The following is a 24,787-nucleotide window of genomic DNA, read 5'->3' as shown; positions in this document are numbered from 1 at the left end:
TTTGTTTGATTTATTTAAGAATTTGATGAAATTTCATTTTTTGTTTGGAATCTGCTTTTCTGCCTGCTTTCTGTTATAATAGTAGACATCTTATCTGAAAAGACACTAGAAAGGTCCCTATGACGAAAAAAATTATTGCAGTTGACCTGGATGGAACCCTTCTCAACTCGGACAGTCAGATTTCTGACTTTACCAAAGAAACTATTAAAAAAGTTGCTGAAAAAGGCCATCAGGTTATTATTACGACAGGTCGCCCTTACCGTATGTCAAAAGATTTTTACCGTGAACTAGGCTTAAACACTCCTATGATTAATTTCAACGGCTCCCTTACTCATTTACCAGACCAAGTTTGGGATTTTGAAAAGTGTTTGACGGTAGACAAAAAATATCTTTTAGACATGGTTCAACGTTCAGAGGACATTCAAGCCGATTTTATCGCTGGAGAATATCGTAAAAAATTCTACATTACAAATCCTAATGAAGAAATTGCCAATCCCAAACTATTTGGTGTAGAATCTTTCCATCCTGAAGATCAATTTCAGCCAGAGTTAGTAACCAAGGATCCTAACTGTATTCTTTTACAGACCAGAGTCAGTGACAAATATGCCTTGGCAAAAGAAATGAACGCCTTCTACCAGCATCAACTGTCTATCAATACCTGGGGAGGTCCGCTCAATATCCTTGAGTGTACCCCAAAAGGTGTCAACAAGGCCTTTGCTTTGGACTACTTGCTCAAGGTAATGAACCGTGACAAAAAGGATTTGATTGCCTTTGGAGATGAGCACAATGATACCGAAATGCTCGCTTTTGCTGGGAAAGGTTATGCAATGAAAAATGCCAACCCAGAGCTACTCCCCTATGCAGATGAGCAAATCGCCCTGACCAATGACCAAGACGGTGTTGCCAAAACCCTGCAAGACTTATTCTTATAGTCCATACTGACCAGCTTACGAGCTGGTCTTTGTGCTCTTTTCACAGTCTCATCAACCAGTTAATCGATTGTTCTACTTTTTGCCTCCAAAACCTTGGAAAAGGCTTTCTTTTGTGATATACTTCACATATAAATACAAGAGAGCTCGTCATACTCGACTCTGTTGATACAAAATCAATCCAGTCCTGTTTCTCCTGCTCTCCGTTAATATCAAGGAGGATAGCTATGAAAGCTGTTGTTGTAAATCCAGAAAGCACTGGTGTTGCTATTGAAGAAAAAGTACTCCGTCCACTTGAAACTGGGGAAGCACTTGTAGAAATTGAATACTGTGGTGTTTGCCACACTGACCTTCACGTTGCCCATGGCGACTTCGGTCAGGTACCAGGACGTGTCCTAGGACATGAAGGTGTTGGTATCGTTAAAGAAATTGCCCCAGATGTGAAAAGCCTTAAAGTCGGCGACCGCGTCAGCGTTGCTTGGTTCTTTGAAGGATGTGGCACTTGCGAATACTGTACTACTGGCCGTGAAACTCTTTGCCGTACAGTGAAAAATGCTGGCTACTCCGTAGACGGTGGTATGGCTGAACAATGTATCGTAACTGCAGACTATGCTGTTAAAGTTCCTGACGGACTTGATCCAGCCCAAGCCTCTTCTATCACATGTGCTGGTGTAACAACCTATAAAGCTATAAAAGAAGCAAAAGTTGAACCAGGCCAATGGGTTGTTCTTTACGGTGCTGGTGGACTTGGTAACCTAGCTGTTCAATACGCTAAAAAAGTATTCAATGCTCATGTCATCGCAGTTGATATCAATAACGACAAACTTGCTCTTGCAAAAGAAGTAGGCGCTGACATTGTTATTAACGGCCTCGAAGTTGAAGATGTACCTGGACTCATCAAGGAAAAAACTGATGGTGGAGCTCATTCAGCTGTCGTAACTGCTGTATCTAAAGTTGCCTTCAACCAGGCTGTTGACTCAGTTCGTGCTGGTGGTCGCGTAGTCGCTGTTGGTCTTCCTTCTGAAATGATGGAACTCAGCATCGTGAAAACCGTTCTAGATGGAATCCAAGTCATCGGTTCTCTCGTTGGAACTCGTAAAGACTTGGAAGAAGCCTTCCAATTCGGTGCAGAAGGTTTAGTAGTTCCAGTTGTCCAAAAACGTCCAGTAGAAGATGCCGTAGCCATTTTCGACGAAATGGAAAAAGGTCAAATCCAAGGACGTATGGTACTCGACTTCACCCACTAATCTATTAGAAACCTATTTTAAAAGTTGGAATGCGCTTCCAACTTTTTTATATTAAATTTTTTAATAAGGATTCAAAAAAACTTCTCTAAAACTCAATATATCAATATTTTCAGATGTAATCTTTTTAATTATTTTATGATAAATAGTTGATTTTTAGATGAAAACGGTTTATACTTAAAAAGTCTTAAAGTTTTCTTAAACGAAAACCAAAAAAAAAAGGAGGAATGACAATAATGAGTATCGGAATCATTATTGCGAGCCACGGCGAATTTGCTGCGGGTATTCATCAGTCAGGATCTATGATCTTTGGTGAACAAGAAAAGGTTCAAGTTGTAACCTTTATGCCAAATGAAGGTCCTGATGATCTATACGCTAAGTTTAATAACGCTGTTGCTGCATTTGACGCAGAAGATGAGGTTCTAGTTCTGGCTGACCTTTGGAGTGGATCTCCATTTAACCAAGCTAGCCGCGTGATGGGAGAAAATCCTGAGCGTAAGTTTGCCATCATCACAGGACTTAATTTACCGATGTTAATTCAAGCCTACACAGAGCGCCTGATGGATGCTGCTGCAGGTGTAGAAAAAGTTGCTGCGAATATCATTAAAGAAGCCAAAGATGGCATCAAAGCTCTTCCAGAAGAGCTCAACCCAGTTGAGGAAGTAGCAAGCGTTGCAGCTGCTCCAGTTGCCCAAGCTGCGATTCCAGAAGGAACTGTTATCGGTGATGGGAAAATCAAGTATGTCCTAGCTCGTGTAGATACTAGACTCCTACATGGACAAGTGGCAACCGGATGGACACGTTCTAGCAACCCTGACAGAATTATTGTTGTTTCTGATACAGTATGTAATGATAAATTACGCACTAACATGATTAAGCAAGCTGCTCCTAGTGGAGTTAAAGCTCATGTAATTCCAATTAAAAATATGGTGAAAGCTAATAATGATCCACGTTTTGGAAACACACGTGCAATGTTGTTATTTGAATCTGTAGAAGATGCCTTATCAGCTATTAAAGCTGGAGTTGAAGTAGAAGAAATTAATCTTGGTTCTTCTGCCTATAAAGAGGGTAAAGTTAATGTTACTAAAGCTTTATCATTCGATCAAAAAGACATTGATGCCATTAAAGAGTTGCAGAAGCTAGGTGTCAAATTTGATGTTCGTGGTGTCCCAAGTGATAGTCCATCAAATATTGATACTTTAATTAAATCAGCTGAAAGCAAGTTAGCAGAAAAATAATATAGGAGTATATCTAAATGAATACAATGCAAATTCTTTTAGTCGTTATTGTTTCTTTCATTATCGGCTGTAGCTCAGTTAACGACCAGATTGAAACTTATCAACCCGTTATTGCTTGTTCCTTGATTGGTCTAGTAACAGGAAATCTCGAATTAGGGATTATGTTAGGCGGTAGTCTTCAATTAATTACCATGGGATGGGCTAACGTTGGTGCCGCTATGGCTCCAGACGCTTCTCTTGCAGCAGTTGCCTCAGCAATCATTCTAATCCAAGGAGGACAAGGTACTAATGGTATCGGTTCTGCTATTGCACTTGCAGTTCCCCTAGCTGTTGCTGGACTCGGTTTAACTATGATTGTTCGTACTGCTACAGTATTTATCGCACACGCAATGGATAGTCGTGCTGAGGCTGCAGATATTGCTGGTATTGAAAGATGGCATATGATTGGTATGTCTTTACAAGGTCTTCGAGTTGCAATCCCAGCTTTACTTCTAATGCTAATTCCATCTGAAGTTGTTCGTAGTGGTCTAGAGTCTATGCCACAATGGCTAACAGCAGGTATGACAATTGGTGGTGGTATGGTTGTTGCCGTTGGTTATGCCATGGTTATCAACATGATGTCTAGCCGTGAAGTTTGGCCTTTCTTCTTCCTAGGTTTCGCTTTAGCAGCTATCAATCAATTAACCTTAATTGGTCTAGGTATTATTGGTGTCTGTCTTGCAATCATCTACCTTGCTCTTGAAGCTAGCGGTACAAATAGTTCTTCTAATAATAACTCTGGTGATCCACTCGGAGACATTCTAGAAGACTTTTAATCAGGAGGGAATAAAATGGCTGAAAATAAAATTAATCTTACAAAATCAGATCGCTTTAAAGCTTTCTTACGTTCATACTTTCTTTTAAGTTCATTTAACTATGAGCGTATGCAGAATGGTGGTTTCGTTTATACCCTAATTCCTGCAATTAAAAAATTGTATACTTCTAAAGAAGACCGTGCTGCAGCTTTAAAACGTCATTTAGAGTTCTTCAGTACTCAACCATTTATGGCTAACCCAATTTTTGGAGTCACTCTAGCACTTGAAGAAGAAAGAGCTAATGGAGCTAACATCGATGACGCTGCAATTTCTGGTGTTAAAATTGGTATGATGGGACCTCTTGCTGGAGCTGGAGACCCACTATTCTGGTTTACTCTCCGTCCTATTTTCCTTTCACTCGGTGCAAGTTTAGCTATTTCAGGGAACATATTAGGACCAATCGTTTTCTTTGTACTTTGGAATGCTATGGTTGCAGCAGTTAAATGGTATAGCCAAGAATTTGGATACAAAGCAGGGACAGCTATCACTGACGATTTATCAGGGAACTTACTTCAACAAGTTACACGTGGTGCTTCAATGATGGGGATGTTTGTTATTGGTGCTTTGATTCAACGTTGGGTAAGCATTACATTTACACCTGTAGTTTCTACTGTAAAACAACAAGAAGGTGCTTATATTGATTGGGAAAAATTACCTGCTGGAGCAGATGGTCTAAAAGAAGCTTTCACTCAGTTCGCATCTGGTAGATCTTTAGATGTAAATAAAGTTACAACTTTACAAGATAACTTAAATCAATTAGTTCCAGGTTTAGCTGCGTTAGCTTTGACTTTCCTATGTATGTATCTCCTTAAAAGAAAAGTATCTCCAATCGTTATTATTTTAGGTATCTTTGTTCTAGCTATTGTGCTTCACCTCATTCACCTTCTATAAAACAAAACTGACTTATGGTAAATTCTTTAAATACAACTGTAGATTATACTATTAAGGGCACTTGGTTTCGCGAAGGCCCTATCTATGGTAATATTCTAATTGGGGATCAATCTTTTGAATTTTATAATGATACGAAGTTACACGATTATATTCAAATTCCTTGGACGGAAGTAACTTTTGTAATTGCAGATGTTTATTTTGGTGGAAAATATATCCCACGATTTGAAATTCGTACAAAACAAAACGGTAGATTTCGTTTTTCTAGTAGAAATAGTCGTAATACATTAAAAATAATTCAGAGGAGAATCCCAAGGGAAAAGTTACGAAAAGCTCCTAGTATCATCTCAACACTTAAATTGGGCTTTAAAAATCTTTTTAAACTTATTGTTAAGAAAAAATAGTTCAAAATTCGCTCCAAACTTATAAATAATAAGCTCTCTATCAACTCAGTACTGTTGTGGAGAGCTTTTTAGTAGTTAAATTTCTTCAGTAGAAATGAAACGAAGAGGTAACATTTTATAATTTCTAAACAAAGGTGGAGTATTGTATCAGCTATAACCCCTGCTAAAAATGTTCATAATTTACTCTGTTAGATCATGTTTCATAACAATTCTTTTTTAGACATCCTTTCAAAAAGCATTTTCTTCTAAAAGGTATTACATTTTAAATCCAACTTAATTCTAATTTGTAAAAACGACCTGTTTTATAACTTGACTTACACCGTGTTCATCGTTACTTGATGTGATGATATTTGAATTCGATTTAACTTGTAAAGGTGCATTCCCCATAGCAACACCAAGACCAGCAGTTTCAATCATAGGAAGATCATTAAAATTATCACCAATTGTCATAACCTGCTCTAAAGTAAGACCGTAGTATTCTACCAACTCCAACAAAGCTTGTTTCTTAGATACGCATTTATTAGTTACTTCAAGATAATTATCTTTTGATAAATAAAAGTCTGTTTCAACAAAATTCATTTCAGACAATATTTTTTGAACTTTCTGAATAGTTTTAGATTCATCTATTAGTAATAATTTATGGATAATAGTATCTTCTTTTTTGATAAAATCTGATACATTAGTTACTATAGGAGTCTCACCAGTAATTCTTGCTTCATTTTTTACCCATTTATTAAAAGACTCTACAATCCAATCTTTTCCAGAATAAATATTGATAGACACTGTTGGAAACTCTCTTATAATAAATTCATATATGCTTATGAATTCTTTTTGATTAATGGAATGCTGGCTTAAAATTTTATCTCCTTTTGTAATAAGTGCTCCATTATAGCAAGCTATTGGTTCATTATGTATACCCAATGCTTGAACTATCGAAGCCATACCAAGAGGTGATCGTGCAGAAGAAAGTATAAAAGGAATTCTTTGTTCCTTTAAAGCAGGCATGAGTTCAATTAATTTCGTGTCTACTTGGTGTTTACTATCCAAAATTGTACCATCAATATCGCTTATAATTAGTTTAATGTTCATTATTACATCCTCCCTTCGGGTATAAAATAATAGTATTTCCCTCTAACTGTTTCTCTAATTCCATGTCTGGTTTTTTATCAGTAATCCAATAATCAAAGTCTGTTAATTTACCAAGAACAAAATGAGAGTGCCGATTTTTTTTACTAGACTCAGCTAGTAAGATACGAATTTGGCTAGATTTAAAAGCTCTTTTTTTAACTAAAACATCTTCTTGATCCTCATAACAAACTAATCCATTTTCTATGCTAGCAGCTCCAAAAAACGCTAGATCTAGATGTATCTTTTCTAAAGCTTTTGTTTCCTCTAGAGAATAATAGAAACGATTTTTTTGATGAAACTTTCCGCCAAGTATATGAAACTCAATTTTCTCTTTTCCTCCTAGTATAAGAGCATTATCTAATGAATGGCTAAATACAGTGACTTTTTTGTCAACTTGTTTAGATAAAACTAGCATAGTTGTTGAAACATCTAAAAATAGAAAATCTCCGTTGGAAATTAGTTCATTAGCAAGCAATGCCATTTTCTGCTTTGATTCAGGAAATTGTTCTGTTCTACCTTGAAAACCAAGAATAGGCTGTCTATTAATAGGTAGTAATCCACCGTGTGTTCGTTGCGCTCGTTTTTCTCTTGCTAAAATTGCAAAATCTCTTCTAATCGTATCTTTTGATACATTGAAATGTTTTACCATTTCCTTTGCACTTAAACTCCCTTTTTCATCTAAAAGTTTCAGAATTTGCTCAAGTCTTTGTTCTTGATACATAACACAACCTCCTCTTATATATATTCTACTCCTTGCGTAAGTGTTTGTCAATGATTTTAAGTGTTTTTAAGCACTTTAGTACTTTATAATTTGAACAAGATGATATCTTTCTTCGGTATCATGTAGTAATCAAGCAACATAAAAGGAACCAGGTTCTAAGCCTGATTCCTTTTTTCTATGCTTTTATTCTGCCAAGGCTCCCATTGGATCCCAAGGTGCAAGTACGATTGGTTCTGCTTCATAGGCAGCTTGTTCTTCTGCTGTCAGCAATTCTTTACGGACAACGATTTGGTAAGTGTATTCGTCCATCCAAGCGTCTGAGGCAACAAAGTAACCATCTGTACCGACCTTATCTCCCCAAGAGTTTTCAACCTTCCACTTGGTTGACTTGCCATTTTCGTCCAAATCCACACCCGTCAAGACCATGGCGTGAGTCATCAAGCTTTCGCTGTAATCCAAACGTCCAGCCTTGTCTTGAGTAAGTTTAATGTCCATGCTTGATTCAAAGTCATAAACATCTGTCGCAAGGATTCCAGCTTTACGGTTACTGAGCTGACCAACATCAGAACCAAACCAAACAGTCTCGCCTGCTTGCATTTGGGCAATCGCCAATTCTTTCAAGCGCTCCATAGGAACATTGATGTAGCGAACTGCACGGCTACCAACCACATTTCCTAACATCTCAACTGTGTAAGATTGGCCGTAAGGCTTGTCAGCAGTTGGAGCATTGATAACAGAAACATAGTCTTCTAGGGGAAGATTGACATATTTCTTGTAAAACTCTTGTGGTGTAATGCCCTTTTCGCTTTGGTAGTTGTTATCCTTATCGCGATAAGCAAAGTCAAATTTACGTGGCGGAAGACCCAATGACATAGCAAGGAAGTTAAAAATTTCTTGCAAGAGGTCTTCTTTCTTAGCTTGAACAGTCGCTTGGTCCACACCAGAAGTAAGCAAGTCACGCAAAATTTGAGCATCTTGACGAAGCAATTTGTTGAGAATGGCATTTAGCTCACGACTGCTACTAGATGAAACAGACTCAGGATAAACTGACTTGGGCACGACACCGTATTTCTCAAAGAGAGATACCACCATATCCCATTGACCGCCATCTTGTTGGGGAGTTTGAAGTAGGAATTTAACCTTACGGCTCGTCAAGTCTTGGTCTGCAGTCGCAATCACTTGCTCCAAGAACCAGTTTGATTTCTCATACTTGTCCCAGAAGAAGGTGTGGGCCTGTGATAACTCAAAATTTTCCAGTTTGTATTGAGAGATGAGTTTGTGACGGAAGGTGTTGAGGGCTGCGAACATCCAACAACGACCAGATGCTTTCTGGTTAGTTACCTTGTCCTTGGTCAAATCCAATGAGAAAACAGGTGTATTGTCCACATGGCTTTGGCGACGTTCTAGGGCTGCAAAAATTCCGTTGTGGCTGGCAGCATTTTCAATCGCTTGGTATTTTACATTTGCTTCGTAGTTGGCAAATAATTTATCAGTAAATGATTCTTGAATCGCGTTCATAGATTCCTCCTTTTATTCTACAGTCTATTATAACTCTTTTCACAAAGTAAGCAACTGAAAAACATAAAAGGCAAGGATATTCTTCCTCACCTTTTTCGAATATAAACCAAACTAAGCCATACTTGCAAGGAGAATTTCTAATTCCCCCTTGGTCAAGCGACGCCATTCCCCTCGTTCTAAGTTCTCATCCAATACTAGCGTTCCCATAGTCAAACGTTGCAAGTCTACTACTTCCTTACCACAGTAGCCCACCATACGCTTGACCTGATGAAACTTCCCTTCTGCAATGGTCACACGGATTTGGCTTTGATTTTTTTCTGTATCTATGGACACAAGCTCCAGTTTAGCGGGCTGACAGGTAAAATCCTTAAGAGGAATTCCCTTGGCAAATGTCTCCACATCTTCTTGGGTCATGATTCCCTTGACTTGTGCCTGATAAGTCTTGTCCACATGACGCTTGGGCGAAAGAAGAGCATGGGCAAGCTGGCCATCATTGGTCAAGAGTAGAAGACCATGTGTATCAATATCCAAGCGCCCGACTGGGAACACTTCCTTGCTCCGAGCCAAGTCATCCAACAAGTCCAGAACGGTTCTGTGTTTGGGATCCTCAGTCGCTGAAATAACCCCTTGGGGCTTGTTCATCATGTAATAGACAAACTCTTCATACTCCAGTACTTGCCCATCAAAGTGAATCTCATCTCTTTCTTCATCAATCTGCAATTTAGCCGACTTTTCTTTTTTACCATTTACCGTCACGCGCCCAGCCTTGAGCAAGTTTTTGACCTCAGTCCGGCTCCCCACAGCACAGGCAACTAAAAATTTATCTAATCTCATAGAACTATTATATCATACTCAAAAGGAGGCTGGTACAATGACCAATCTCCTTTTCGTTTCATACTCTTCAAAAATCTCTTCAAACCGCGTCAACGTCGTCTTGCCGTATATATGTTACTGACTTCGTCAGTTCTATCTACAACCTCAAAACAGTGATTTGAGCAATCTGCGGTTAGTTTCCTAGTTTGCTCTTTGATTTTCATTGAGTATCAGATTTAAGAAATTAACTTCCTCGTCTCCAGAAAATCGCTAAGACAATCATGGAACCTAGTACTGCCGGAATAATGGCAGTTCCTGCTATTATCGGTCCCCAAGTTCCAAAAAGCAAATGGCCTATAAAGGCACCAATCCAGCCCAGAAACATTTTTCCAAAACATCCCATTCGCTCTCCACGATTGGTTAGAGTACCTGCTAAAAATCCCACTAGGAGACCAACGAACATACTTCCTAACATATTATCTCCTTACTTTGCCCAATCTCCGTTACGGAAGAGTGGTACACGTGTCCCATCCTCACGGATACCATCGATATCCATTTGGTTAGAACCAATCATAAAGTCTACGTGAACATCTGAACGGTTAAGCCCCGCAGCTTCAAGCTCCTCTTCGCTCATCTCCGCTCCACCAACAACGCTAGTTGCATAGGCTGCACCAATAGCCAAGTGGTTTGAAGCATTCTCATCGAAAAGGGTGTTAAAGAAGGTAATGCCTGACTGAGAAATTGGGCTTGGATCTGGTACCAAGGCACATTCACCCAAGGCACGCGCACCCGCATTTTCAAAGACAAGATCCTTCATAACCTGATCACCCTTCTCAGCAGTGATATCCACAATTTGTCCATCCTTGAAGCTTACTTTAATTCCTTCGATGATATTTCCATTATAGCTAAGCGGTTTTGTAGAAGTGACATAACCATCTGCACGATGGAAGTCAGGCGCTGTGAAGACTTCCTCTGTCGGCATATTTGGCAAGAATCCTTCGCCCTGTGCATTGATAGCACCAGCTGATTCCCAAACGTGGTTCTTCGGCAATCCAAGGGTCAAATCTGTCCCTGGCGCTGTGTAGTGAAGGGCTGAAAATTGCTCTTTATTAAGCATATCGGCCTTGCTCTTGAGGATAGCTGCATGCTCTTCCCAGGCCTTAACAGGATCTTCTTCGTAGACACGGCAAGTTTTAAAGATTTGGTCCCAAAGGAGATCGACTGCTTCTTCATCGCTAGCAGCATTTGGAAAGACTTTCTTAGCCCACTCAAGTCCAGCAGCGGCTGCTACAGTCCAGCTAACCTTGTTAGATTGAGTTGCGATACGCATTGGCTTCATGGCAAGTCCCATAGCTTTAGCAGAAGCTGAAAGCTTGTCAGCATTCACTCCGTTCAAGGCACCTGGATCAGATGAACGAACTCCAAGACGGCTAGCCTTGTTCTCCAAGAGATAGTTCATCTCAGCAATCTTGTATTCTGGTACATTATCCAGACGCTCCATCGGTGCGTGGAGGAATTTCTCACGGTTGATGATATCATCTGTCCACTGAACGATCACCTCATGTGCACCCAAAGCATAAGCTTCTTTGACGATTAAGTGAGCCAACTCGCGTTGCTCCACATCAATAGAAAGAGCCAAAGTGTGACCAGCCTGCACGTTGATTCCGTTCGCAACCAGTAATTTCGCATATTTTTCTAGATTTTCTTTAAAATTTGGTAAAACCATGTTGTTTTCTCTTTTCTATTTTATTTTTCTTTCAAAGCAGAGAATAATCCTGCTAAAGCAATAGCACCTGACAAGAGTGCTGTTGATAGAAGGATTGTCTGGTCAGCAAGTTCCAATTGATATTCAAATACCTTCTCAGCCGGCTTATCTTCCGCAAAAATTCTTAGTTTCATCTTTTTTCCTCCAAGACCTTAAAACAACTCATCAAACAAACTGAGTTGGTTATCCTCTGGCATATTGCCCAGAATCCCCATTTCATCTATCTTTTCAACCAAGGTTGATGAGAGCCCACCACGCTTGCGTAGTTCTGTTTTAGAGAGGAATTCTCCCTCTTCACGCGCTCGCACCAACTGCTTAGCAACGTTCTCTCCCAGACCATCCATAGCAACAAATGGTGGAATCAGTGTATCTCCGTCAATGATGAATTCAGTCGCATCACTACGGTAGAGGTCTAACTTCCCAAACTTGAAACCACGTTCCCACATTTCATTGACAATTTCAAGAGTTGTATAGAGGTCAATCTCCACATTAGAGGCCTCATTGTTCTTCCGTTTTTCAGAGATTTCTTCCATTCTGCGCTTGATAGCCTCCAAGCCTGCACCCATAGTCTTGATATCAAAAGCCTTAGCGCGGATTGAGAAGTAAGCACAGTAATAATAAATAGGATGGTGAACCTTGAAGTAGGCCACACGCAAGGCCATCATAACGTAGGCTGCCGCATGGGCTTTAGGGAACATGTACTTAATTTTCCCGCAGGACTCTATATACCACTCTGGTACCTTATTGGCCTTCATGGCTTCGATGTAGCCATTTCGCTCCTCTTCGGAAATCTTTAGCCACAAGCCCTTACGTACCCGTTCCATGATGGTAAAGGCCATCTTAGGTTCAAGACCAGCATGCATGAGGTAAACCATGATGTCGTCCCGACAACCGATAACAGTCGATAGGTCTGCTATTCCTTGCTTAATCAGATCTTGAGCATTGCCAAGCCAAACGTCGGTACCGTGAGACAACCCTGACAACTGAAGCAATTCTGCAAAAGTCGTTGGGTGCGTCTCGTCCACCATTCCACGTACAAAGTTGGTCCCAAACTCTGGAATTCCCAGCATGCCCGTAGGCGTTCCGATTTGCTCAGGTGTCACTCCTAGCACATCAGTCCCAGAAAAGAGGGCCATTACGCCTTCGTCATCCATAGGAATTTCATTAGGGTCAATCCCAGACAAGTCCTGCAATTTCCGAATCATGGTCGGATCATCATGTCCCAGCACATCAAGTTTGAGGACATTCTCATCGATATCGTGGAAGTTAAAGTGGGTCGTCTGCCATTCAGCCGTCACGTCATCCGCTGGATACTGGACAGGCGTAAAATCGTAGACATCCATGTAGTTAGGAATAACAACGATTCCCCCCGGGTGTTGTCCTGTTGTCCGCTTGACACCAGCAGCACCTTGAGCTAGGCGTTCCACCTCTGCATCACGATAAAACTTCCCATAGTCCCGCTCATAGCCTTTGACAAAGCCATAGGCAGTCTTGGCAGCCACCGTACCAACCGTTCCTGCACGGAAGGCATATTCCTCACCAAAGATATCACGCACATCCAAGTGGGCGCTAGGCTGGTCTTCTCCCGAGAAGTTCAAGTCAATATCGGGAACCTTGTCCCCATCAAAACCAAGGAAGGTCTCGAAAGGAATATCCTGTCCGTTTTTACTTAGTTTGTGACAACATTTAGGACAGTCCTTATTAGGCATATCAAATCCTGAACCATAAGAACCATCGGTGATAAACTCACTATACTGACACTGACCACAGACATAGTGAGGAGAGAGAGGATTGACCTCCGTAATCCCAATCATGGTCGCAACGAAACTGGACCCAACAGACCCACGAGAACCAACCAAGTAGCCCCGTTCATTGGAACGTTGTACCAGCATCTGGGAAGCCAGATAAATCACAGCAAATCCATTCCCCAGAATAGAGGTTAGTTCTTTTTCAATCCGCAAATCAACGATATCTGGCAGCGGATTTCCATAAATCTCAAAGGCCTTCTTATAGGTCAACTCGGCAACTGTTTCTTCAGCCTTGTCGATGAAAGGCGTATACAAGTCCCCCTTAACAACCTCAACAGGTTCAAAGATATCTGCCAAAGCATTGGGATTTTCAATAACCAATTTACGTGCCAGTTCCTCTCCCAAGAAGGCAAATTCATCCAACATCTCATTGGTCGTTCTAAAATGGGCTTTTGGCAGAGGAGCTGGTTGGGCATGTTCACCGTGACCAATAGTTCGGTTAATCATAGCCCCCTGTCCCAAACTACGGACGATAATTTCACGATAAATCTCTTCTTCCGGTTCGATATAGTGAACATTTCCGGTAGTCAGAACAGGCTTACCAAGACGGTCTCCCACCTCTATCAAACTCTTGATAATGGTCTGGAGTTCTTCCATATCCTTGACCTGCTCCTTAGCAATCAGTGGCGCATAGATGGCAGGTGGCATAACCTCGATAAAGTCATAATACTTGGCCACCTCAACCGCCGCATCTACACCTTGGGAAACAACTGCGTCAAAAACTTCACCTTCAGAGCAAGCTGATCCTAAAATCAAACCTTCCCTATGGGCATCTAGAACCGTTCTCGGAATCCGTGGCACCCCTTCAAAGTACTTGGTATTAGACAAGGAAACCAGCTTAAAGATATTTTTTAGTCCTACTTGATTCTTGACATAAATGGTCGCATGCTTGATACGAGCTTTTTTATAAGAATCTGGACTAATCAAATCAATGTTAAGTCTAGCTAAATCGGTCACACCATGTTTTTCTGCTACCTCTTTGATAAAGATAAAGAGCAGACGACCAGTCGCTTCCGCATCGTAGTTGGCCATGTGGTGATGTTCTAAGGCCACACCAAAACGCTTGGTCAAAGGCCCCAAACCATGACGTTTGTACTCAGGATAGAGGTTTCTAGCAAACTCCAGCGTATCAATCACTGGTTTACTAATCTTAGGCAAACCATGACGCTCATAATTGGCATTCATAAAGCCAACGTCAAAGGTCGCATTATGGGCAACTAGGACCGTATCCTTGCAAAATTCTTGGAATTCTTGCAAAACTTGTTCCAGTGGTTTGGCATTTTTGACATGGTCATCTGTAATTCCAGTCAACTCCGTGGTAAAGGCCGACAAAGGATGCCCGGGATTGATAAATTCATCAAATTCAGCAATGACATTCCCCTTATACATCTTAGAGGCCGCAACCTGAATCAAGTCATTGTAGATAGCTGATAGACCCGTCGTTTCCACGTCAAATACCACATAGGTCGCTTCTGACAAGTCCATCTCCACTTCGTTATAAACGATAGGAACACGGTCCTCCACGATATTGGCTTCCATACCATAGATCAGCTGGATCCCCGCTTTCTTAGCCGCCTTATAACCGTGTGGGAAGGATTGAACATTCCCGTGGTCGGTGATAGCAACTGCTTTGTGTCCCCACTTAGCAGCTGTCGCAACGATTTCTTCAACCTCTGGTAGAGCATCCATGGTCGACATGTTAGTATGAGCGTGAAACTCAACCCGACGCTCACCTTCTGGCATCAAATCCTTACGCTCATAGTGAACAACTTCCTGCACGTCTTGCACGTTCATCGTCAAATCGCGTGTGAAGCTATTCATCTCCACATTCCCACGAACTCGGAGCCAAGAATTTTTCTTGATTAGATCAAATTTCTGAGCCTCTTCTTCATTCTTAACCCACTTTTGCATAGAAAAACTTGAAGTGTAGTCCGTCATTTTAAAGTTGATCAAAACACGCCCTGTTCTGGTCACTTTTTGCTCCACATCAAAAACAACCCCTTCAAAGACCAAACGATTTTCCTCCGTCGTCACTTCGATCATAGGAGTAATCTCCGCCTTGTCCAACTTTGGTTTAGCTGCAGCTTTTTTCGCTTGAAAATCAAAGGCTGGTTTCTCTTCCGCTGGAGGAGGTACCATCTGTTCCAGTTGTTCCATAGCACGGAGCGCTTCCTCATTGGCCGCTTGAACAATCTGCTCATTTTCAGCATGAAAGGCTTCCTCTTGCTCTTGGGTCAGGACATCATTCTTCTCGACTTGACAGTTAAAAGTTGGAAAACCAAATTTTTCAAGTTGTTTAGCCAAATTAGGAAGGTGATTTTTCTTAAAATGTTCCTTATCAATAGCCTCAGAGCCCTCAATAAATAGTTGATTACCCTCCGCACGAACTTGCAAATTTTGATAAAGGGACTTAAAACCTTGACTAGCACACGGCCCGTCAGAAAAAGCCTCTCTATAATAGGCCTGCAAGAGTTGATTTGAAAATTCTTGAGACAGAGCCTTGATTTCGAAAACAGCTTTATTGCCTGTCTTAGAAAATTCTTCGCTTAAACCTTTCTTTAATTCTAAAAAGATTTCAATCGGTAAAATATTAGAAAATACGAAATGAAACTCCCATACCTTACTAATTTTATGAACCACAACTCGCTCAATATCGGCCTGTGCTAAAGCAGGAGCCTGTCTCATTTCAGCAGGTATCCCCAATTGATTCATCAAAATTTCAAAACTATTTGACATTCATTTTCCTCACATTATTCTCCTACTATTTTACCATATTTAGAGGTATTTTCTAAAGACAAAAGGAAGCCACTAAGTGACTTCCTTCTAGAGTGAGAACAGATTAGTCTTCACCTTTATTTTTCTTAATGATTTCTTCTTGTACTGACTTAGGTACATCTTCGTAGTGGTCAAATACCATCATGAATGTACCACGTCCTTGAGATGCAGAACGAAGAACTGTTGCGTAACCGAACATTTCAGCAAGTGGAACGTAAGCACGGACGATTTGGCTGTTACCATGTGCTTCCATACCATCTACACGTCCACGACGAGCAGTTACGTGACCCATAACATCACCAAGGTTTTCTTCTGGAACAGTGATTGTTACGAGCATCATTGGCTCAAGGATAGCTGGTTGCGCTGATTTAGCAGCTTCTTTAAGGGCAAGTGAAGCCGCGATCTTGAAGGCAGTTTCAGATGAGTCGACATCGTGGTATGAACCATCGTAAAGTTTAGCTTTAACGTCAACCATTGGGTAACCTGCAAGAACACCGTTGGCCATAGATTCTACCAAACCTTTTTCAACCGCTGGGATAAATTCACGAGGAACCACACCACCAACGATTGCGTTTTCGAATTCGAATCCTTTACCTTCTTCGTTTGGAGTAAATTCAATCCATACATCACCGAATTGACCTTTACCACCAGACTGACGTTTGAAGAATCCACGTGCTTGAGTAGAAGCGCGGAATGTTTCACGGTAAGATACTTGAGGAGCACCTACGTTCGCTTCAACTTTAAACTCACGACGCATACGGTCAACAAGGACGTCAAGGTGAAGCTCACCCATACCTGAGATAACTGTTTCACCAGTTTCAACGTTTGTTTCAACGCGGAATGTTGGATCTTCTTCAGCCAATTTTTGAAGGGCAATACCCATCTTGTCTTGGTCAGCTTTAGATTTTGGCTCAACCATCAATTGGATAACTGGTTCTGGAACGTTGATTGACTCAAGAATGATTTTAGCTTTTTCATCTGTCAATGAGTCACCAGTTGTAGTATCTTTCAAACCAACGGCAGCAGCGATATCACCTGAGTAAACAGTGTCGATTTCTTGACGGCTGTTGGCGTGCATTTGAAGGATACGTCCGATACGCTCACGTTTACCTTTAGAAGTGTTCAATACGTATGAACCTGATTGAAGAACACCTGAGTAAACACGGAAGAATGTCAAACGACCTACGAATGGGTCTGTCATGATCTTGAAGGCAAGAGCTGCAAATGGCTCTTCATCAGATGCTGGACGAGTTTCTTCTGCGTCTGTATCTGGGTTAACACCTTTGATCGCTGGAATGTCAAGTGGGCTTGGAAGGTAGTCAATAACCGCATCAAGCATCAATTGAACACCTTTATTCTTGAAGGCAGAACCACACAATACTGGGAAGAATTCAACGTTGATAGTCGCTTTACGAATACCAGCTTTCAATTCTTCGTTAGTGATTTCTTCACCTTCGAGGTATTTCATCATCAATTCTTCGTCAGTTTCAGCAACTGCTTCGATCAATTTTTCACGGTATTCTTGAGCTTGGTCAAGGTATTCAGCTGGGATGTCTTCTTCAAGGATATCTGTACCAAGGTCGTTCGTATAGATTTCAGCTTTCATCTTGATCAAGTCGATGATACCACGGAAGTCATCTTCAGAACCGATTGGCAATTGGATTGGGTGTGCATTTGCTTGAAGACGATCGTGAAGTGTGCTTACAGAGTAAAGGAAGTCAGCACCGATTTTGTCCATTTTGTTGGCAAATACGATACGTGGAACTCCGTACTCAGTTGCTTGACGCCAAACTGTTTCAGTTTGAGGCTCAACACCTGATTGTGAGTCAAGAACAGTAACCGCACCGTCCAATACACGAAGAGAACGTTGTACTTCGATTGTGAAGTCCACGTGTCCTGGTGTGTCGATGATGTTTACGCGGTGGTTGTTCCATTGAGCTGTTGTCGCAGCAGATGTGATAGTGATACCACGTTCTTGCTCTTGCTCCATCCAGTCCATTTGTGACGCACCTTCGTGAGTTTCACCGATTTTGTGGATTTTACCAGTGTAGTAAAGAATACGCTCAGTAGTTGTTGTTTTACCAGCATCGACGTGAGCCATGATACCGATATTACGAGTTTTTTCAAGTGAAAATTCGCGTGCCATGAGGTTTGTTTCTCCTATTTATTTTTGATTTCTATTCTATTATAACATGATTTTAATAAAAACGGATAGGCAGGACCTACCCGTTCTCAATGTTTTCATGCTATTGTTGGTTTCAACTTGTAAATTTACAAATTGAATCGAACTCGGGCTAAAAGCCCAAGTTAGTTGAGTTGAGCCCAAGCTAAAAGTCTGGAGAAAAAGATGAATCTCATTGGTTGCAATCGCAACCTGCTTTGATTCCCTATTTTCTCTGGGACTTTCTTAACGCTTTCGCATCCTATATTACCAACGGAAGTGTGCGAATGCACGGTTAGCTTCAGCCATACGGTGAGTGTCTTCACGTTTCTTAACAGCTGCACCAGTGTTGTTAGCAGCATCCAAGATTTCTTTTGCAAGACGGTCTTGCATTGTGTGTTCACCACGAAGACGAGCAATTGTTACCAACCAACGAAGTCCAAGTGTTGTACGACGTTCTGGACGAACTTCAACTGGGACTTGGTAGTTAGAACCACCAACACGACGTGCACGTACTTCAAGTACAGGCATGATGTTTTCCATAGCTGTTTCAAATACTTCAAGTGCATCGTTACCAGTAGCTTCTTTGATTTGCTCAAAGGCACCGTAAACGATTGAAGCAGCTGTACCACGTTTACCATCAAGCATAACGCGGTTGATAAGACGAGTAACTAGTTGTGAATTGTAAAGCGGATCTGGCAATACGTCACGTTTTGGCGCTCTATTTTTACGACTCATTTCTCTTTATCCCCTTTCCTTATGCTTTTGGACGTTTAGTACCGTATTTAGAACGGCCTTGTTTACGATCGTTAACACCTGCAGTATCAAGTGCACCACGGACGATATGGTAACGTACCCCTGGAAGGTCTTTTACACGTCCACCACGAAGAAGAACCACGCTGTGTTCTTGCAAGTTGTGTCCGATACCTGGGATGTAGGCAGTAACTTCGATAAGGTTGCTCAAACGTACACGAGCGAATTTACGAAGGGCTGAGTTAGGTTTTTTAGGTGTCATTGTTCCAACACGAGTTGCAACACCACGTTTTTGTGGTGAAGAAACGTTTGTTTGAACTTTTTTATGACTGTTGTAACCAACGTTCAAAGCTGGTGATTTAGATTTTTCTACTTTTGATTTACGCGGTTTGCGAACCAATTGGTTAATTGTAGGCATCTACATTCTCCTGTGTTTTTTTATTTTTGGTGATGATACACTTGGTGACAGCTATCATCTGTGTGTACTTTTGCAACATTTGTCAGCACGTCCCTGTACACTCTTGAGAGACCAAAAGTAAAAAGTACCGTCTATTATTGTAACAAAATTTTCCATTGGTTGTCAAGATATTTTTCTTTTTTATTGTTAATTTTAGCTCTTTTGTAGTGCTCCCCCAAAAAAGAAAAAGGAGGAATCCCACCCTCCTAAAGTTAGTATTGTTCCATTCAATTCCATCAATTTTAACACATAATGTTCAAAAAAATATTATATCATCACAACCAACCAGATTCTTTCGCGATATTAGCTGCCTCTGTTCGATTGCCTGCATCTAGCTTGGAAAGAATATTGGTGACATAGTTTCGGACTGTTCCGTTGGATAGATAAAGTTTGTCTGCAATTTCTTGGTTAGAGAAGCCCTGAGCAATTCCCTTTAAAACTGCGATTTCTTGCTCCGTTAATGGATTGGGATGCGTCATCACCACTTCCATCAATTCAGGCGAATACTCCTTGCGCCCTTCGAGGACGGTGTGCAAGGTTTGCATTAGCTCTGCAATGTTTCTTTCTTTTAATACATAAGCATCTACTCCAGCCTTGACCGCACGTTCAAAATACCCAGGACGCTTGAAGGTCGTCACCACAACCACCTTTGTTGCTAGATTTTCTGCTCGTATCCACTCCAAGACTTCAAGACCTGTCTTAACAGGCATTTCTACGTCAAGGATGGCGATATCTACAGACTCCTTTTCTAATAGTTGGATTGCTTCTTGCCCATTCTTGGCTTGAAAGACAAACTCTACATCCGGTTGAAGCGTGAGCAACTGGCACATTGCATCTCGTAACATACTTTGATCTTCTGCAACAAGTAGTTTCATCTTAGTTTCTCTCCTTATAAGGTAGTCGAACCTGAACTTCTGTCGGTTCTTTCCAACTAATTACCTTTACTTCTCCCGAAAATGGAAGAACACGATCTCGAACTGTATGGAGGTCATCCCCCTTTATAGAAGTAAAGCCACAGCCATCATCTCTCACTGTTAGAATGAGTTCTTTCTCTGTCCGTTCTAATCTTAAGTAGACTTTAGACGCTTTAGCATGTTTGATGATATTGGTCACCAACTCAAGCAAAATCATGGAAGCCGTTGACTCCAATTCCTGAGTTAAGCTAGCTGTATCTAGTTGATTAGCTATTTCCACCTCAATTCCAGCAATTTCTAACATCTTTTTCACAGTCTCTAGTTCGGATGTCAAAGTTCTAGACTTAAGATTTTCTACAATGGTTCGCACTTCACGCATTGATTCTTTGCTAATTTGCTGTATTTCTCTTAATTCCTTTTCCACCTGTGGATAAGCCTGTATTTGAAATAACTGCAAGGCTAGATCAGTTTTAACACTAAGCATAGCAAAGGTATGCCCCAGACTATCATGCAAATCTTGACCGATACGACTGCGTTCATTTTCAGCAAGCAATAGATTTATCTGGGCATTTTGCTTAGCCTGTGCTTCTTTCAAATCCTCCACAATTCGAATCCGAACCAAGCCAAAAGTCATTAAATCGACAAAAGCAAGAATTACAAATAGATAGAATAGAAACTCAACTTCGATTCTCTGAAAAATCAACAATTGGCCCACAACAAGGACTTGAGCAAGAAGAAAAGTCCAGACATGTAAAGACTTTAGACCACCTACGCTGAAATGATAACTTAAGAGATTGGATAGGAAAAAGAAAAACCAGATATAATTAACAGCAACAAAGGCAGTATTCCCAACTACATAAGTCAGCATGAGGCCCCAATATAGCCAAGATAGGCGCTGGCTCTTAGTTGTTAAAACACCCAAATACGCCACTACAAATAGAATATCAATCAATAAATGCCAGGCAGAAAGCCATCCAGTCACTACAGGTAGGATGGGGAAAATCATAAAAATCAAACTGGCCCAAAACATATAATGTATGCTTTTCAGTCTTTCAAGCATTAAGAATTCTCCTTATGACCTTGAAGGTAAATGGTCAAACCAAACAAAACTGCTGAAAAAACAAGTAGATAAACTGTGGCTGATAAATTGATGCCACCCTCGTTTAAGAAGGTCTTGAGCAACTCCATCAACTGATAAGTTGGTAGACACTTCCCGATTGCTTGCATCCAGTCTGGAAATAAAGAGATGGGCATCCAGAGTCCGCCTAAAACAGCCAAGCCTAGATAGAGAAGATTGCCCACGACAGACATCAGCTGACTAGAAGGTAAGAGTGTCAAGGTCAATCCAAGCGCTACAAAGGCAACACTTCCTACTATCAGCAAAAGTGCAGCCCCAATCCAGCTTCCTAGAGACATATCCACACCTCTGACCAAGTGCCCAACTGAGAAAACAACCAGGATTGAGACCAAATAATCAACCATCATACTTGTTATCTTTGATAGATAATATTCTACCATATTTACTGGAGTATGGCGTAATGTTTTCTGCCAATTGTTGATTTTATCGGTATGTAAAACAGCTGGGAATGAAAACATAGCTGTCGACATCATGGAAAAGGCTGTCATGGAGATGAGGTAATCACGCATAAAATTCGCGGGCCCACCTGGTGTGTCCTGGTACATGCCAGAAAAAAATAAATAGAAGGCTGTCGGCATCCCTACGGATAACAGATAATAGACTAATTGTCGTTTGGTCAATAGAAATTCTATCTTGTTTAGTGCGATCCATCGTTTCATCTTAGTCATCTCCCTTTTGTGTTTCTTCAAAGATTGTATCCAGCAAGCTACGATTATTGACTTCAATTTCTTGAATCCTACATCCTGCCTGAACTAATAGTTCCCAGAAAGCGTCCGCTTCGCGTGTGACTACTTGTAGAGCATCTTGTTTTTGTGACCAGTTTTCAACCAAGTTAGACTGCTCAATGACTTCCTTGTATGCTAGAGGAAGGATAAAATGCTTTTCAATTCCCTCACTACGCATGGCTAGAGGCGTCGTATCACGAATCAACTCTCCCTTATTCAAGACCAAAATCCGGTCCGCTGTATGCTCTACCTCTTCGATATAATGGGAGGAATAGAGAATGGTAACTCCCTTAGCTTTTAGTTCCTGAACAATTTCCCAAAAGCGTTGACGAGTTGAAGTATCCATGGCAGCAGTTGGTTCATCTAAAAAGACAAGCTTTGGTCGCCCAATCAAGGTCAAGACAAAAGAGAAGAGACGCTTTTGCCCGCCTGACAATTTTTCTGCGAATTGCTCTTTCTGATGCTGGTCAAACTGCAATAGTTGATCGATTTCCTGGTTGCTCAAGGGATTTGGATAAATACTTTGAAAGAAAGCAATCAACTCTTTGACCTTTAATTTCTGAACGATGACATTTTCTTGAGGGAGATAGGATCTTGTGTAGTCTAACTGAGAACTCGTCACTGGCAAGCCTTGGATGGATACTTGATCGCTTGTGACCCGTTTATCTCCAAGCAAACAGTCCAAGAGTGTGGTCTTCCCAGCACCATTGGGCCCAATCAAGGCGACGCATTCACCTTCAGCTATCTCAAAGGAAATATCCTTCAAAATAGCCTTGCCCTTGATGTTTTTATTTAGGCTTTCTACCTTAATCATGTTCATGATATTCTCCTTTCAACCACTCCTTTCCCATAGGAAAGGCGATAAAAATCATAAATCCCAGTCCCCAGGCACCGCGAATGGCTTGGTGAAGGAAGGCTTGATCAAACCAACCTGTAAACATTTCTACCAACCATACCACTAGTGATAGTCCAATAAAAAGATAGAGAAACGCTTTTTTCATTTTTCAAACTCCTTTTTCACATCTGAGACTAATTTCAAACCTTCTCGGATAAGCCAGGACATCATTCCAAATCCTGCAAATAGCTCCCAAGGAAAATGATAGAAATCTTCATCCAATCCTGAGAACATGAGATAAGTCATGACTCCTGCTGCTACTAAACTCATTGCGACAATTACTTTATGTTTCATTTTTTCTTCCTCCACTTGATACATCTAGTATAATTCTTTGAAGGTAGAATCACTAGAAGCTTCTGTCATGAGGAGATATGACAAATGTCATTAAAAATTCTGTTCAAAACAAACAAGATACACTATACAATAAAACACAAGTAGAAAAATCTAAGGCAGCCTCCTCAAAAGAAATATCAAACCCCATTCACACTATAATGTAAACTAATACTTATCTAAACTCGTAATAGCAGCAATTTTTATAACATTGAAACATATATTATAGGTTCAACAAAAACTCTTCTATTACTTTATTAAGAATTAATAAGAGTTATAAAATCTATTAAATTTCAATGTGTATAATTAACTACAGTATTTATTAAACAAGACAGGAAACAAAAAAGTATACGCGATCAAAATGAATTACTGAAATTCAAAAAAGAGAGAAGCAAACTGATTCTCTCTTAATGTATATAATATCTAGTTAAACAAAAAAGATACGCTTACGTATCTCTGTAATGAATCGGGAAGACAGGATTCGAACCTGCGACACCTTGGTCCCAAACCAAGTACTCTACCAAGCTGAGCTACTTCCCGAGTTAAATAGAAAAATGCACCCTAGAGGAGTCGAACCTCTAACCGCCTGATTCGTAGTCAGGTACTCTATCCAGTTGAGCTAAGGGTGCTCATTATATTATGCCGAGGACCGGAATCGAACCGGTACGATCGTTACCAATCGCAGGATTTTAAGTCCTGTGCGTCTGCCAGTTCCGCCACCCCGGCCTCTCTAAGCGAACGACGGGATTCGAACCCGCGACCCCCACCTTGGCAAGGTGGTGTTCTACCACTGAACTACGTTCGCACTGTTTTCTTCTATCTAAAAATGCCGGCTACATGACTTGAACACGCGACCCTCTGATTACAAATCAGATGCTCTACCAACTGAGCTAAGCCGGCTCATTTATTATATCTTAATGCGGGTTAAGGGACTTGAACCCCCACGCCGTTAAGCGCCAGATCCTAAATCTGGTGCGTCTGCCAATTCCGCCAAACCCGCATATATGACCCGTACTGGGCTCGAACCAGTGACCCATTGATTAAAAGTCAATTGCTCTACCAACTGAGCTAACGAGTCTAAAATAACTTACGTTATTCTAACGGTCCCGACGGGAATCGAACCCGCGATCTTCGCCGTGACAGGGCGACGTGATAACCGCTACACTACGGGACCTATGGGAGTTAACGGGATCGAACCGCTGACCCTCTGCTTGTAAGGCAGATGCTCTCCCAGCTGAGCTAAACTCCCTAGAGCTAAGCGACTTCCATATCTCACAGGGGGCAACCCCCAACTACTTCCGGCGTTCTAGGGCTTAACTTCTGTGTTCG

At 41.1% G+C, this 24,787-nt stretch carries 24 protein-coding genes and 9 tRNA genes; 7 read left to right on the top strand and 26 right to left on the bottom strand.

Annotated features, from left to right (window positions below):
- The first annotated feature begins 119 nt into the window (after nucleotides 1-119).
- From TZ90_RS08795 to TZ90_RS08770, 6 genes are all read left to right on the top strand, one after another.
- Entirely contained in the window at nucleotides 120-932 is an 813-nt protein-coding gene (locus TZ90_RS08795) for a Cof-type HAD-IIB family hydrolase (RefSeq protein WP_045612732.1), read from the top strand.
- A 224-nt stretch (nucleotides 933-1,156) separates the two neighbouring features.
- Nucleotides 1,157-2,176, top strand: coding sequence for an alcohol dehydrogenase AdhP (adhP, locus tag TZ90_RS08790; protein ID WP_000649145.1), 1,020 nt, complete (start codon nucleotides 1,157-1,159; stop codon nucleotides 2,174-2,176).
- Between the two features lie 233 nt (nucleotides 2,177-2,409).
- Entirely contained in the window at nucleotides 2,410-3,411 is a 1,002-nt protein-coding gene (locus TZ90_RS08785) for a PTS sugar transporter subunit IIB (RefSeq protein ID WP_045612731.1), read from the top strand.
- A 17-nt stretch (nucleotides 3,412-3,428) separates the two neighbouring features.
- Nucleotides 3,429-4,226 carry a PTS mannose/fructose/sorbose transporter subunit IIC gene (locus TZ90_RS08780; protein WP_001095147.1) on the top strand — a complete coding sequence of 266 codons (798 nt, stop codon included), beginning with the start codon at nucleotides 3,429-3,431 and terminating at the stop codon, nucleotides 4,224-4,226.
- 15 nt (nucleotides 4,227-4,241) lie between these two features.
- Nucleotides 4,242-5,156, top strand: coding sequence for a PTS system mannose/fructose/sorbose family transporter subunit IID (locus tag TZ90_RS08775; RefSeq protein WP_045612730.1), 915 nt, complete (start codon nucleotides 4,242-4,244; stop codon nucleotides 5,154-5,156).
- A 14-nt stretch (nucleotides 5,157-5,170) separates the two neighbouring features.
- The gene (locus tag TZ90_RS08770) at nucleotides 5,171-5,557 is read left to right on the top strand and encodes a DUF956 family protein (RefSeq protein WP_000248235.1); all 387 of its coding nucleotides are present in this window, start codon (nucleotides 5,171-5,173) and stop codon (nucleotides 5,555-5,557) included.
- 279 nt (nucleotides 5,558-5,836) lie between these two features.
- Here TZ90_RS08770 and TZ90_RS08765 read toward each other — a convergent pair whose 3' ends face one another.
- The 17 genes from TZ90_RS08765 to TZ90_RS08680 form a co-directional block, all read right to left on the bottom strand.
- Entirely contained in the window at nucleotides 5,837-6,646 is an 810-nt protein-coding gene (locus tag TZ90_RS08765) for a Cof-type HAD-IIB family hydrolase (RefSeq protein WP_001022272.1), read from the bottom strand.
- On the bottom strand, nucleotides 6,636-7,406 hold the full coding sequence (locus TZ90_RS08760; RefSeq protein ID WP_045612729.1) for a DeoR/GlpR family DNA-binding transcription regulator: 771 nt from the start codon (nucleotides 7,404-7,406) through the stop codon (nucleotides 6,636-6,638). Before TZ90_RS08760 ends, TZ90_RS08765 begins: the two co-directional genes overlap by 11 nt.
- Nucleotides 7,407-7,589: 183 nt before the next feature.
- Nucleotides 7,590-8,924 carry an aminopeptidase C gene (gene pepC / locus TZ90_RS08755; protein WP_045612728.1) on the bottom strand — a complete coding sequence of 445 codons (1,335 nt, stop codon included), beginning with the start codon at nucleotides 8,922-8,924 and terminating at the stop codon, nucleotides 7,590-7,592.
- Nucleotides 8,925-9,035: 111 nt separating this feature from the next.
- On the bottom strand, nucleotides 9,036-9,758 hold the full coding sequence (locus TZ90_RS08745; RefSeq protein WP_045612726.1) for a pseudouridine synthase: 723 nt from the start codon (nucleotides 9,756-9,758) through the stop codon (nucleotides 9,036-9,038).
- A gap of 223 nt (nucleotides 9,759-9,981) precedes the next feature.
- Nucleotides 9,982-10,212 (bottom strand): GlsB/YeaQ/YmgE family stress response membrane protein, encoded by a 231-nt coding sequence (locus TZ90_RS08740; protein ID WP_000901572.1) that lies wholly within the window; start codon nucleotides 10,210-10,212, stop codon nucleotides 9,982-9,984.
- 9 nt (nucleotides 10,213-10,221) lie between these two features.
- Complete coding sequence (locus TZ90_RS08735; RefSeq protein ID WP_045612725.1) at nucleotides 10,222-11,463, bottom strand: aminopeptidase; 1,242 nt, start codon at nucleotides 11,461-11,463, stop codon at nucleotides 10,222-10,224.
- Nucleotides 11,464-11,483: 20 nt separating this feature from the next.
- Nucleotides 11,484-11,636 (bottom strand): hypothetical protein, encoded by a 153-nt coding sequence (locus tag TZ90_RS08730; protein ID WP_000776626.1) that lies wholly within the window; start codon nucleotides 11,634-11,636, stop codon nucleotides 11,484-11,486.
- Nucleotides 11,637-11,654: 18 nt separating this feature from the next.
- Complete coding sequence (locus TZ90_RS08725) at nucleotides 11,655-16,046, bottom strand: PolC-type DNA polymerase III (protein ID WP_045612724.1); 4,392 nt, start codon at nucleotides 16,044-16,046, stop codon at nucleotides 11,655-11,657.
- A gap of 103 nt (nucleotides 16,047-16,149) precedes the next feature.
- Entirely contained in the window at nucleotides 16,150-18,231 is a 2,082-nt protein-coding gene (gene fusA, locus TZ90_RS08720; RefSeq protein WP_045612723.1) for an elongation factor G, read from the bottom strand.
- Between the two features lie 282 nt (nucleotides 18,232-18,513).
- On the bottom strand, nucleotides 18,514-18,984 hold the full coding sequence (gene rpsG / locus TZ90_RS08715; RefSeq protein ID WP_000087873.1) for a 30S ribosomal protein S7: 471 nt from the start codon (nucleotides 18,982-18,984) through the stop codon (nucleotides 18,514-18,516).
- Between the two features lie 19 nt (nucleotides 18,985-19,003).
- Nucleotides 19,004-19,417, bottom strand: a complete 414-nt coding sequence (rpsL, locus tag TZ90_RS08710) for a 30S ribosomal protein S12 (RefSeq protein ID WP_001142332.1) — start codon at nucleotides 19,415-19,417, stop codon at nucleotides 19,004-19,006.
- A 314-nt stretch (nucleotides 19,418-19,731) separates the two neighbouring features.
- The gene (locus TZ90_RS08705) at nucleotides 19,732-20,331 is read right to left on the bottom strand and encodes a response regulator transcription factor (RefSeq protein WP_045612722.1); all 600 of its coding nucleotides are present in this window, start codon (nucleotides 20,329-20,331) and stop codon (nucleotides 19,732-19,734) included.
- 1 nt (nucleotide 20,332) lies between these two features.
- Nucleotides 20,333-21,430 (bottom strand): sensor histidine kinase, encoded by a 1,098-nt coding sequence (locus tag TZ90_RS08700; RefSeq protein ID WP_045612721.1) that lies wholly within the window; start codon nucleotides 21,428-21,430, stop codon nucleotides 20,333-20,335.
- Complete coding sequence (locus tag TZ90_RS08695; RefSeq protein WP_045612720.1) at nucleotides 21,430-22,167, bottom strand: ABC transporter permease; 738 nt, start codon at nucleotides 22,165-22,167, stop codon at nucleotides 21,430-21,432. The genes TZ90_RS08700 and TZ90_RS08695 overlap by 1 nt, the downstream gene beginning before the upstream one ends.
- A 1-nt stretch (nucleotide 22,168) precedes the next feature.
- Nucleotides 22,169-23,053: an ABC transporter ATP-binding protein gene (locus TZ90_RS08690; protein ID WP_045612719.1), complete on the bottom strand. Its 885-nt coding sequence runs from the start codon at nucleotides 23,051-23,053 to the stop codon at nucleotides 22,169-22,171.
- Nucleotides 23,040-23,234 carry a hypothetical protein gene (locus tag TZ90_RS08685; protein ID WP_045612718.1) on the bottom strand — a complete coding sequence of 65 codons (195 nt, stop codon included), beginning with the start codon at nucleotides 23,232-23,234 and terminating at the stop codon, nucleotides 23,040-23,042. Before TZ90_RS08685 ends, TZ90_RS08690 begins: the two co-directional genes overlap by 14 nt.
- On the bottom strand, nucleotides 23,231-23,422 hold the full coding sequence (locus TZ90_RS08680; RefSeq protein ID WP_012972435.1) for a hypothetical protein: 192 nt from the start codon (nucleotides 23,420-23,422) through the stop codon (nucleotides 23,231-23,233). Before TZ90_RS08680 ends, TZ90_RS08685 begins: the two co-directional genes overlap by 4 nt.
- Nucleotides 23,423-23,499: 77 nt before the next feature.
- Here TZ90_RS08680 and TZ90_RS10620 point away from each other — a divergent pair, with 77 nt between their 5' ends.
- On the top strand, nucleotides 23,500-23,625 hold the full coding sequence (locus TZ90_RS10620; RefSeq protein WP_260467300.1) for a hypothetical protein: 126 nt from the start codon (nucleotides 23,500-23,502) through the stop codon (nucleotides 23,623-23,625).
- A 299-nt stretch (nucleotides 23,626-23,924) separates the two neighbouring features.
- Here TZ90_RS10620 and TZ90_RS08675 read toward each other — a convergent pair.
- The 9 genes from TZ90_RS08675 to TZ90_RS08635 form a co-directional block, all read right to left on the bottom strand.
- Nucleotides 23,925-23,998, bottom strand: a tRNA-Pro gene (locus TZ90_RS08675).
- Nucleotides 23,999-24,013: 15 nt separating this feature from the next.
- A tRNA-Arg gene (locus TZ90_RS08670) sits at nucleotides 24,014-24,087 on the bottom strand.
- 11 nt (nucleotides 24,088-24,098) lie between these two features.
- Nucleotides 24,099-24,184 (bottom strand) — tRNA-Leu (locus tag TZ90_RS08665).
- Between the two features lie 7 nt (nucleotides 24,185-24,191).
- Nucleotides 24,192-24,263 (bottom strand) — tRNA-Gly (locus TZ90_RS08660).
- A gap of 22 nt (nucleotides 24,264-24,285) precedes the next feature.
- Nucleotides 24,286-24,358: transfer RNA gene (locus TZ90_RS08655), tRNA-Thr, on the bottom strand.
- Nucleotides 24,359-24,376: 18 nt separating this feature from the next.
- Nucleotides 24,377-24,458 (bottom strand) — tRNA-Leu (locus TZ90_RS08650).
- A 5-nt stretch (nucleotides 24,459-24,463) separates the two neighbouring features.
- A tRNA-Lys gene (locus TZ90_RS08645) sits at nucleotides 24,464-24,536 on the bottom strand.
- Between the two features lie 23 nt (nucleotides 24,537-24,559).
- A tRNA-Asp gene (locus TZ90_RS08640) sits at nucleotides 24,560-24,632 on the bottom strand.
- A 2-nt stretch (nucleotides 24,633-24,634) separates the two neighbouring features.
- Nucleotides 24,635-24,707, bottom strand: a tRNA-Val gene (locus TZ90_RS08635).
- Nucleotides 24,708-24,787 lie beyond the last annotated feature (80 nt).

Origin of the sequence: Streptococcus mitis (genome assembly GCF_000960005.1) — a bacterium.
Taxonomy (GTDB): Bacteria; Bacillota; Bacilli; order Lactobacillales; family Streptococcaceae; genus Streptococcus; species Streptococcus mitis_CK.
Note: the sequence above shows the minus strand (reverse complement) of the source record. Positions and strands in the feature narration are given on the sequence as shown.

Coding starts and splice junctions, on each gene's coding strand:
- TZ90_RS08795 (WP_045612732.1), top strand. CDS start 120: ATGACGAAAAAAATTATTGCAGTTGACCTGGATGGAACCCTTCTCAAC.
- adhP (WP_000649145.1), top strand. CDS start 1,157: ATGAAAGCTGTTGTTGTAAATCCAGAAAGCACTGGTGTTGCTATTGAA.
- TZ90_RS08785 (WP_045612731.1), top strand. CDS start 2,410: ATGAGTATCGGAATCATTATTGCGAGCCACGGCGAATTTGCTGCGGGT.
- TZ90_RS08780 (WP_001095147.1), top strand. CDS start 3,429: ATGAATACAATGCAAATTCTTTTAGTCGTTATTGTTTCTTTCATTATC.
- TZ90_RS08775 (WP_045612730.1), top strand. CDS start 4,242: ATGGCTGAAAATAAAATTAATCTTACAAAATCAGATCGCTTTAAAGCT.
- TZ90_RS08770 (WP_000248235.1), top strand. CDS start 5,171: ATGGTAAATTCTTTAAATACAACTGTAGATTATACTATTAAGGGCACT.
- TZ90_RS08765 (WP_001022272.1), bottom strand. CDS start 6,646: ATGAACATTAAACTAATTATAAGCGATATTGATGGTACAATTTTGGAT.
- TZ90_RS08760 (WP_045612729.1), bottom strand. CDS start 7,406: ATGTATCAAGAACAAAGACTTGAGCAAATTCTGAAACTTTTAGATGAA.
- pepC (WP_045612728.1), bottom strand. CDS start 8,924: ATGAACGCGATTCAAGAATCATTTACTGATAAATTATTTGCCAACTAC.
- TZ90_RS08745 (WP_045612726.1), bottom strand. CDS start 9,758: ATGAGATTAGATAAATTTTTAGTTGCCTGTGCTGTGGGGAGCCGGACT.
- TZ90_RS08740 (WP_000901572.1), bottom strand. CDS start 10,212: ATGTTAGGAAGTATGTTCGTTGGTCTCCTAGTGGGATTTTTAGCAGGT.
- TZ90_RS08735 (WP_045612725.1), bottom strand. CDS start 11,463: ATGGTTTTACCAAATTTTAAAGAAAATCTAGAAAAATATGCGAAATTA.
- TZ90_RS08730 (WP_000776626.1), bottom strand. CDS start 11,636: ATGAAACTAAGAATTTTTGCGGAAGATAAGCCGGCTGAGAAGGTATTT.
- TZ90_RS08725 (WP_045612724.1), bottom strand. CDS start 16,046: ATGTCAAATAGTTTTGAAATTTTGATGAATCAATTGGGGATACCTGCT.
- fusA (WP_045612723.1), bottom strand. CDS start 18,231: ATGGCACGCGAATTTTCACTTGAAAAAACTCGTAATATCGGTATCATG.
- rpsG (WP_000087873.1), bottom strand. CDS start 18,984: ATGAGTCGTAAAAATAGAGCGCCAAAACGTGACGTATTGCCAGATCCG.
- rpsL (WP_001142332.1), bottom strand. CDS start 19,417: ATGCCTACAATTAACCAATTGGTTCGCAAACCGCGTAAATCAAAAGTA.
- TZ90_RS08705 (WP_045612722.1), bottom strand. CDS start 20,331: ATGAAACTACTTGTTGCAGAAGATCAAAGTATGTTACGAGATGCAATG.
- TZ90_RS08700 (WP_045612721.1), bottom strand. CDS start 21,430: ATGCTTGAAAGACTGAAAAGCATACATTATATGTTTTGGGCCAGTTTG.
- TZ90_RS08695 (WP_045612720.1), bottom strand. CDS start 22,167: ATGAAACGATGGATCGCACTAAACAAGATAGAATTTCTATTGACCAAA.
- TZ90_RS08690 (WP_045612719.1), bottom strand. CDS start 23,053: ATGAACATGATTAAGGTAGAAAGCCTAAATAAAAACATCAAGGGCAAG.
- TZ90_RS08685 (WP_045612718.1), bottom strand. CDS start 23,234: ATGAAAAAAGCGTTTCTCTATCTTTTTATTGGACTATCACTAGTGGTA.
- TZ90_RS08680 (WP_012972435.1), bottom strand. CDS start 23,422: ATGAAACATAAAGTAATTGTCGCAATGAGTTTAGTAGCAGCAGGAGTC.
- TZ90_RS10620 (WP_260467300.1), top strand. CDS start 23,500: ATGACAAATGTCATTAAAAATTCTGTTCAAAACAAACAAGATACACTA.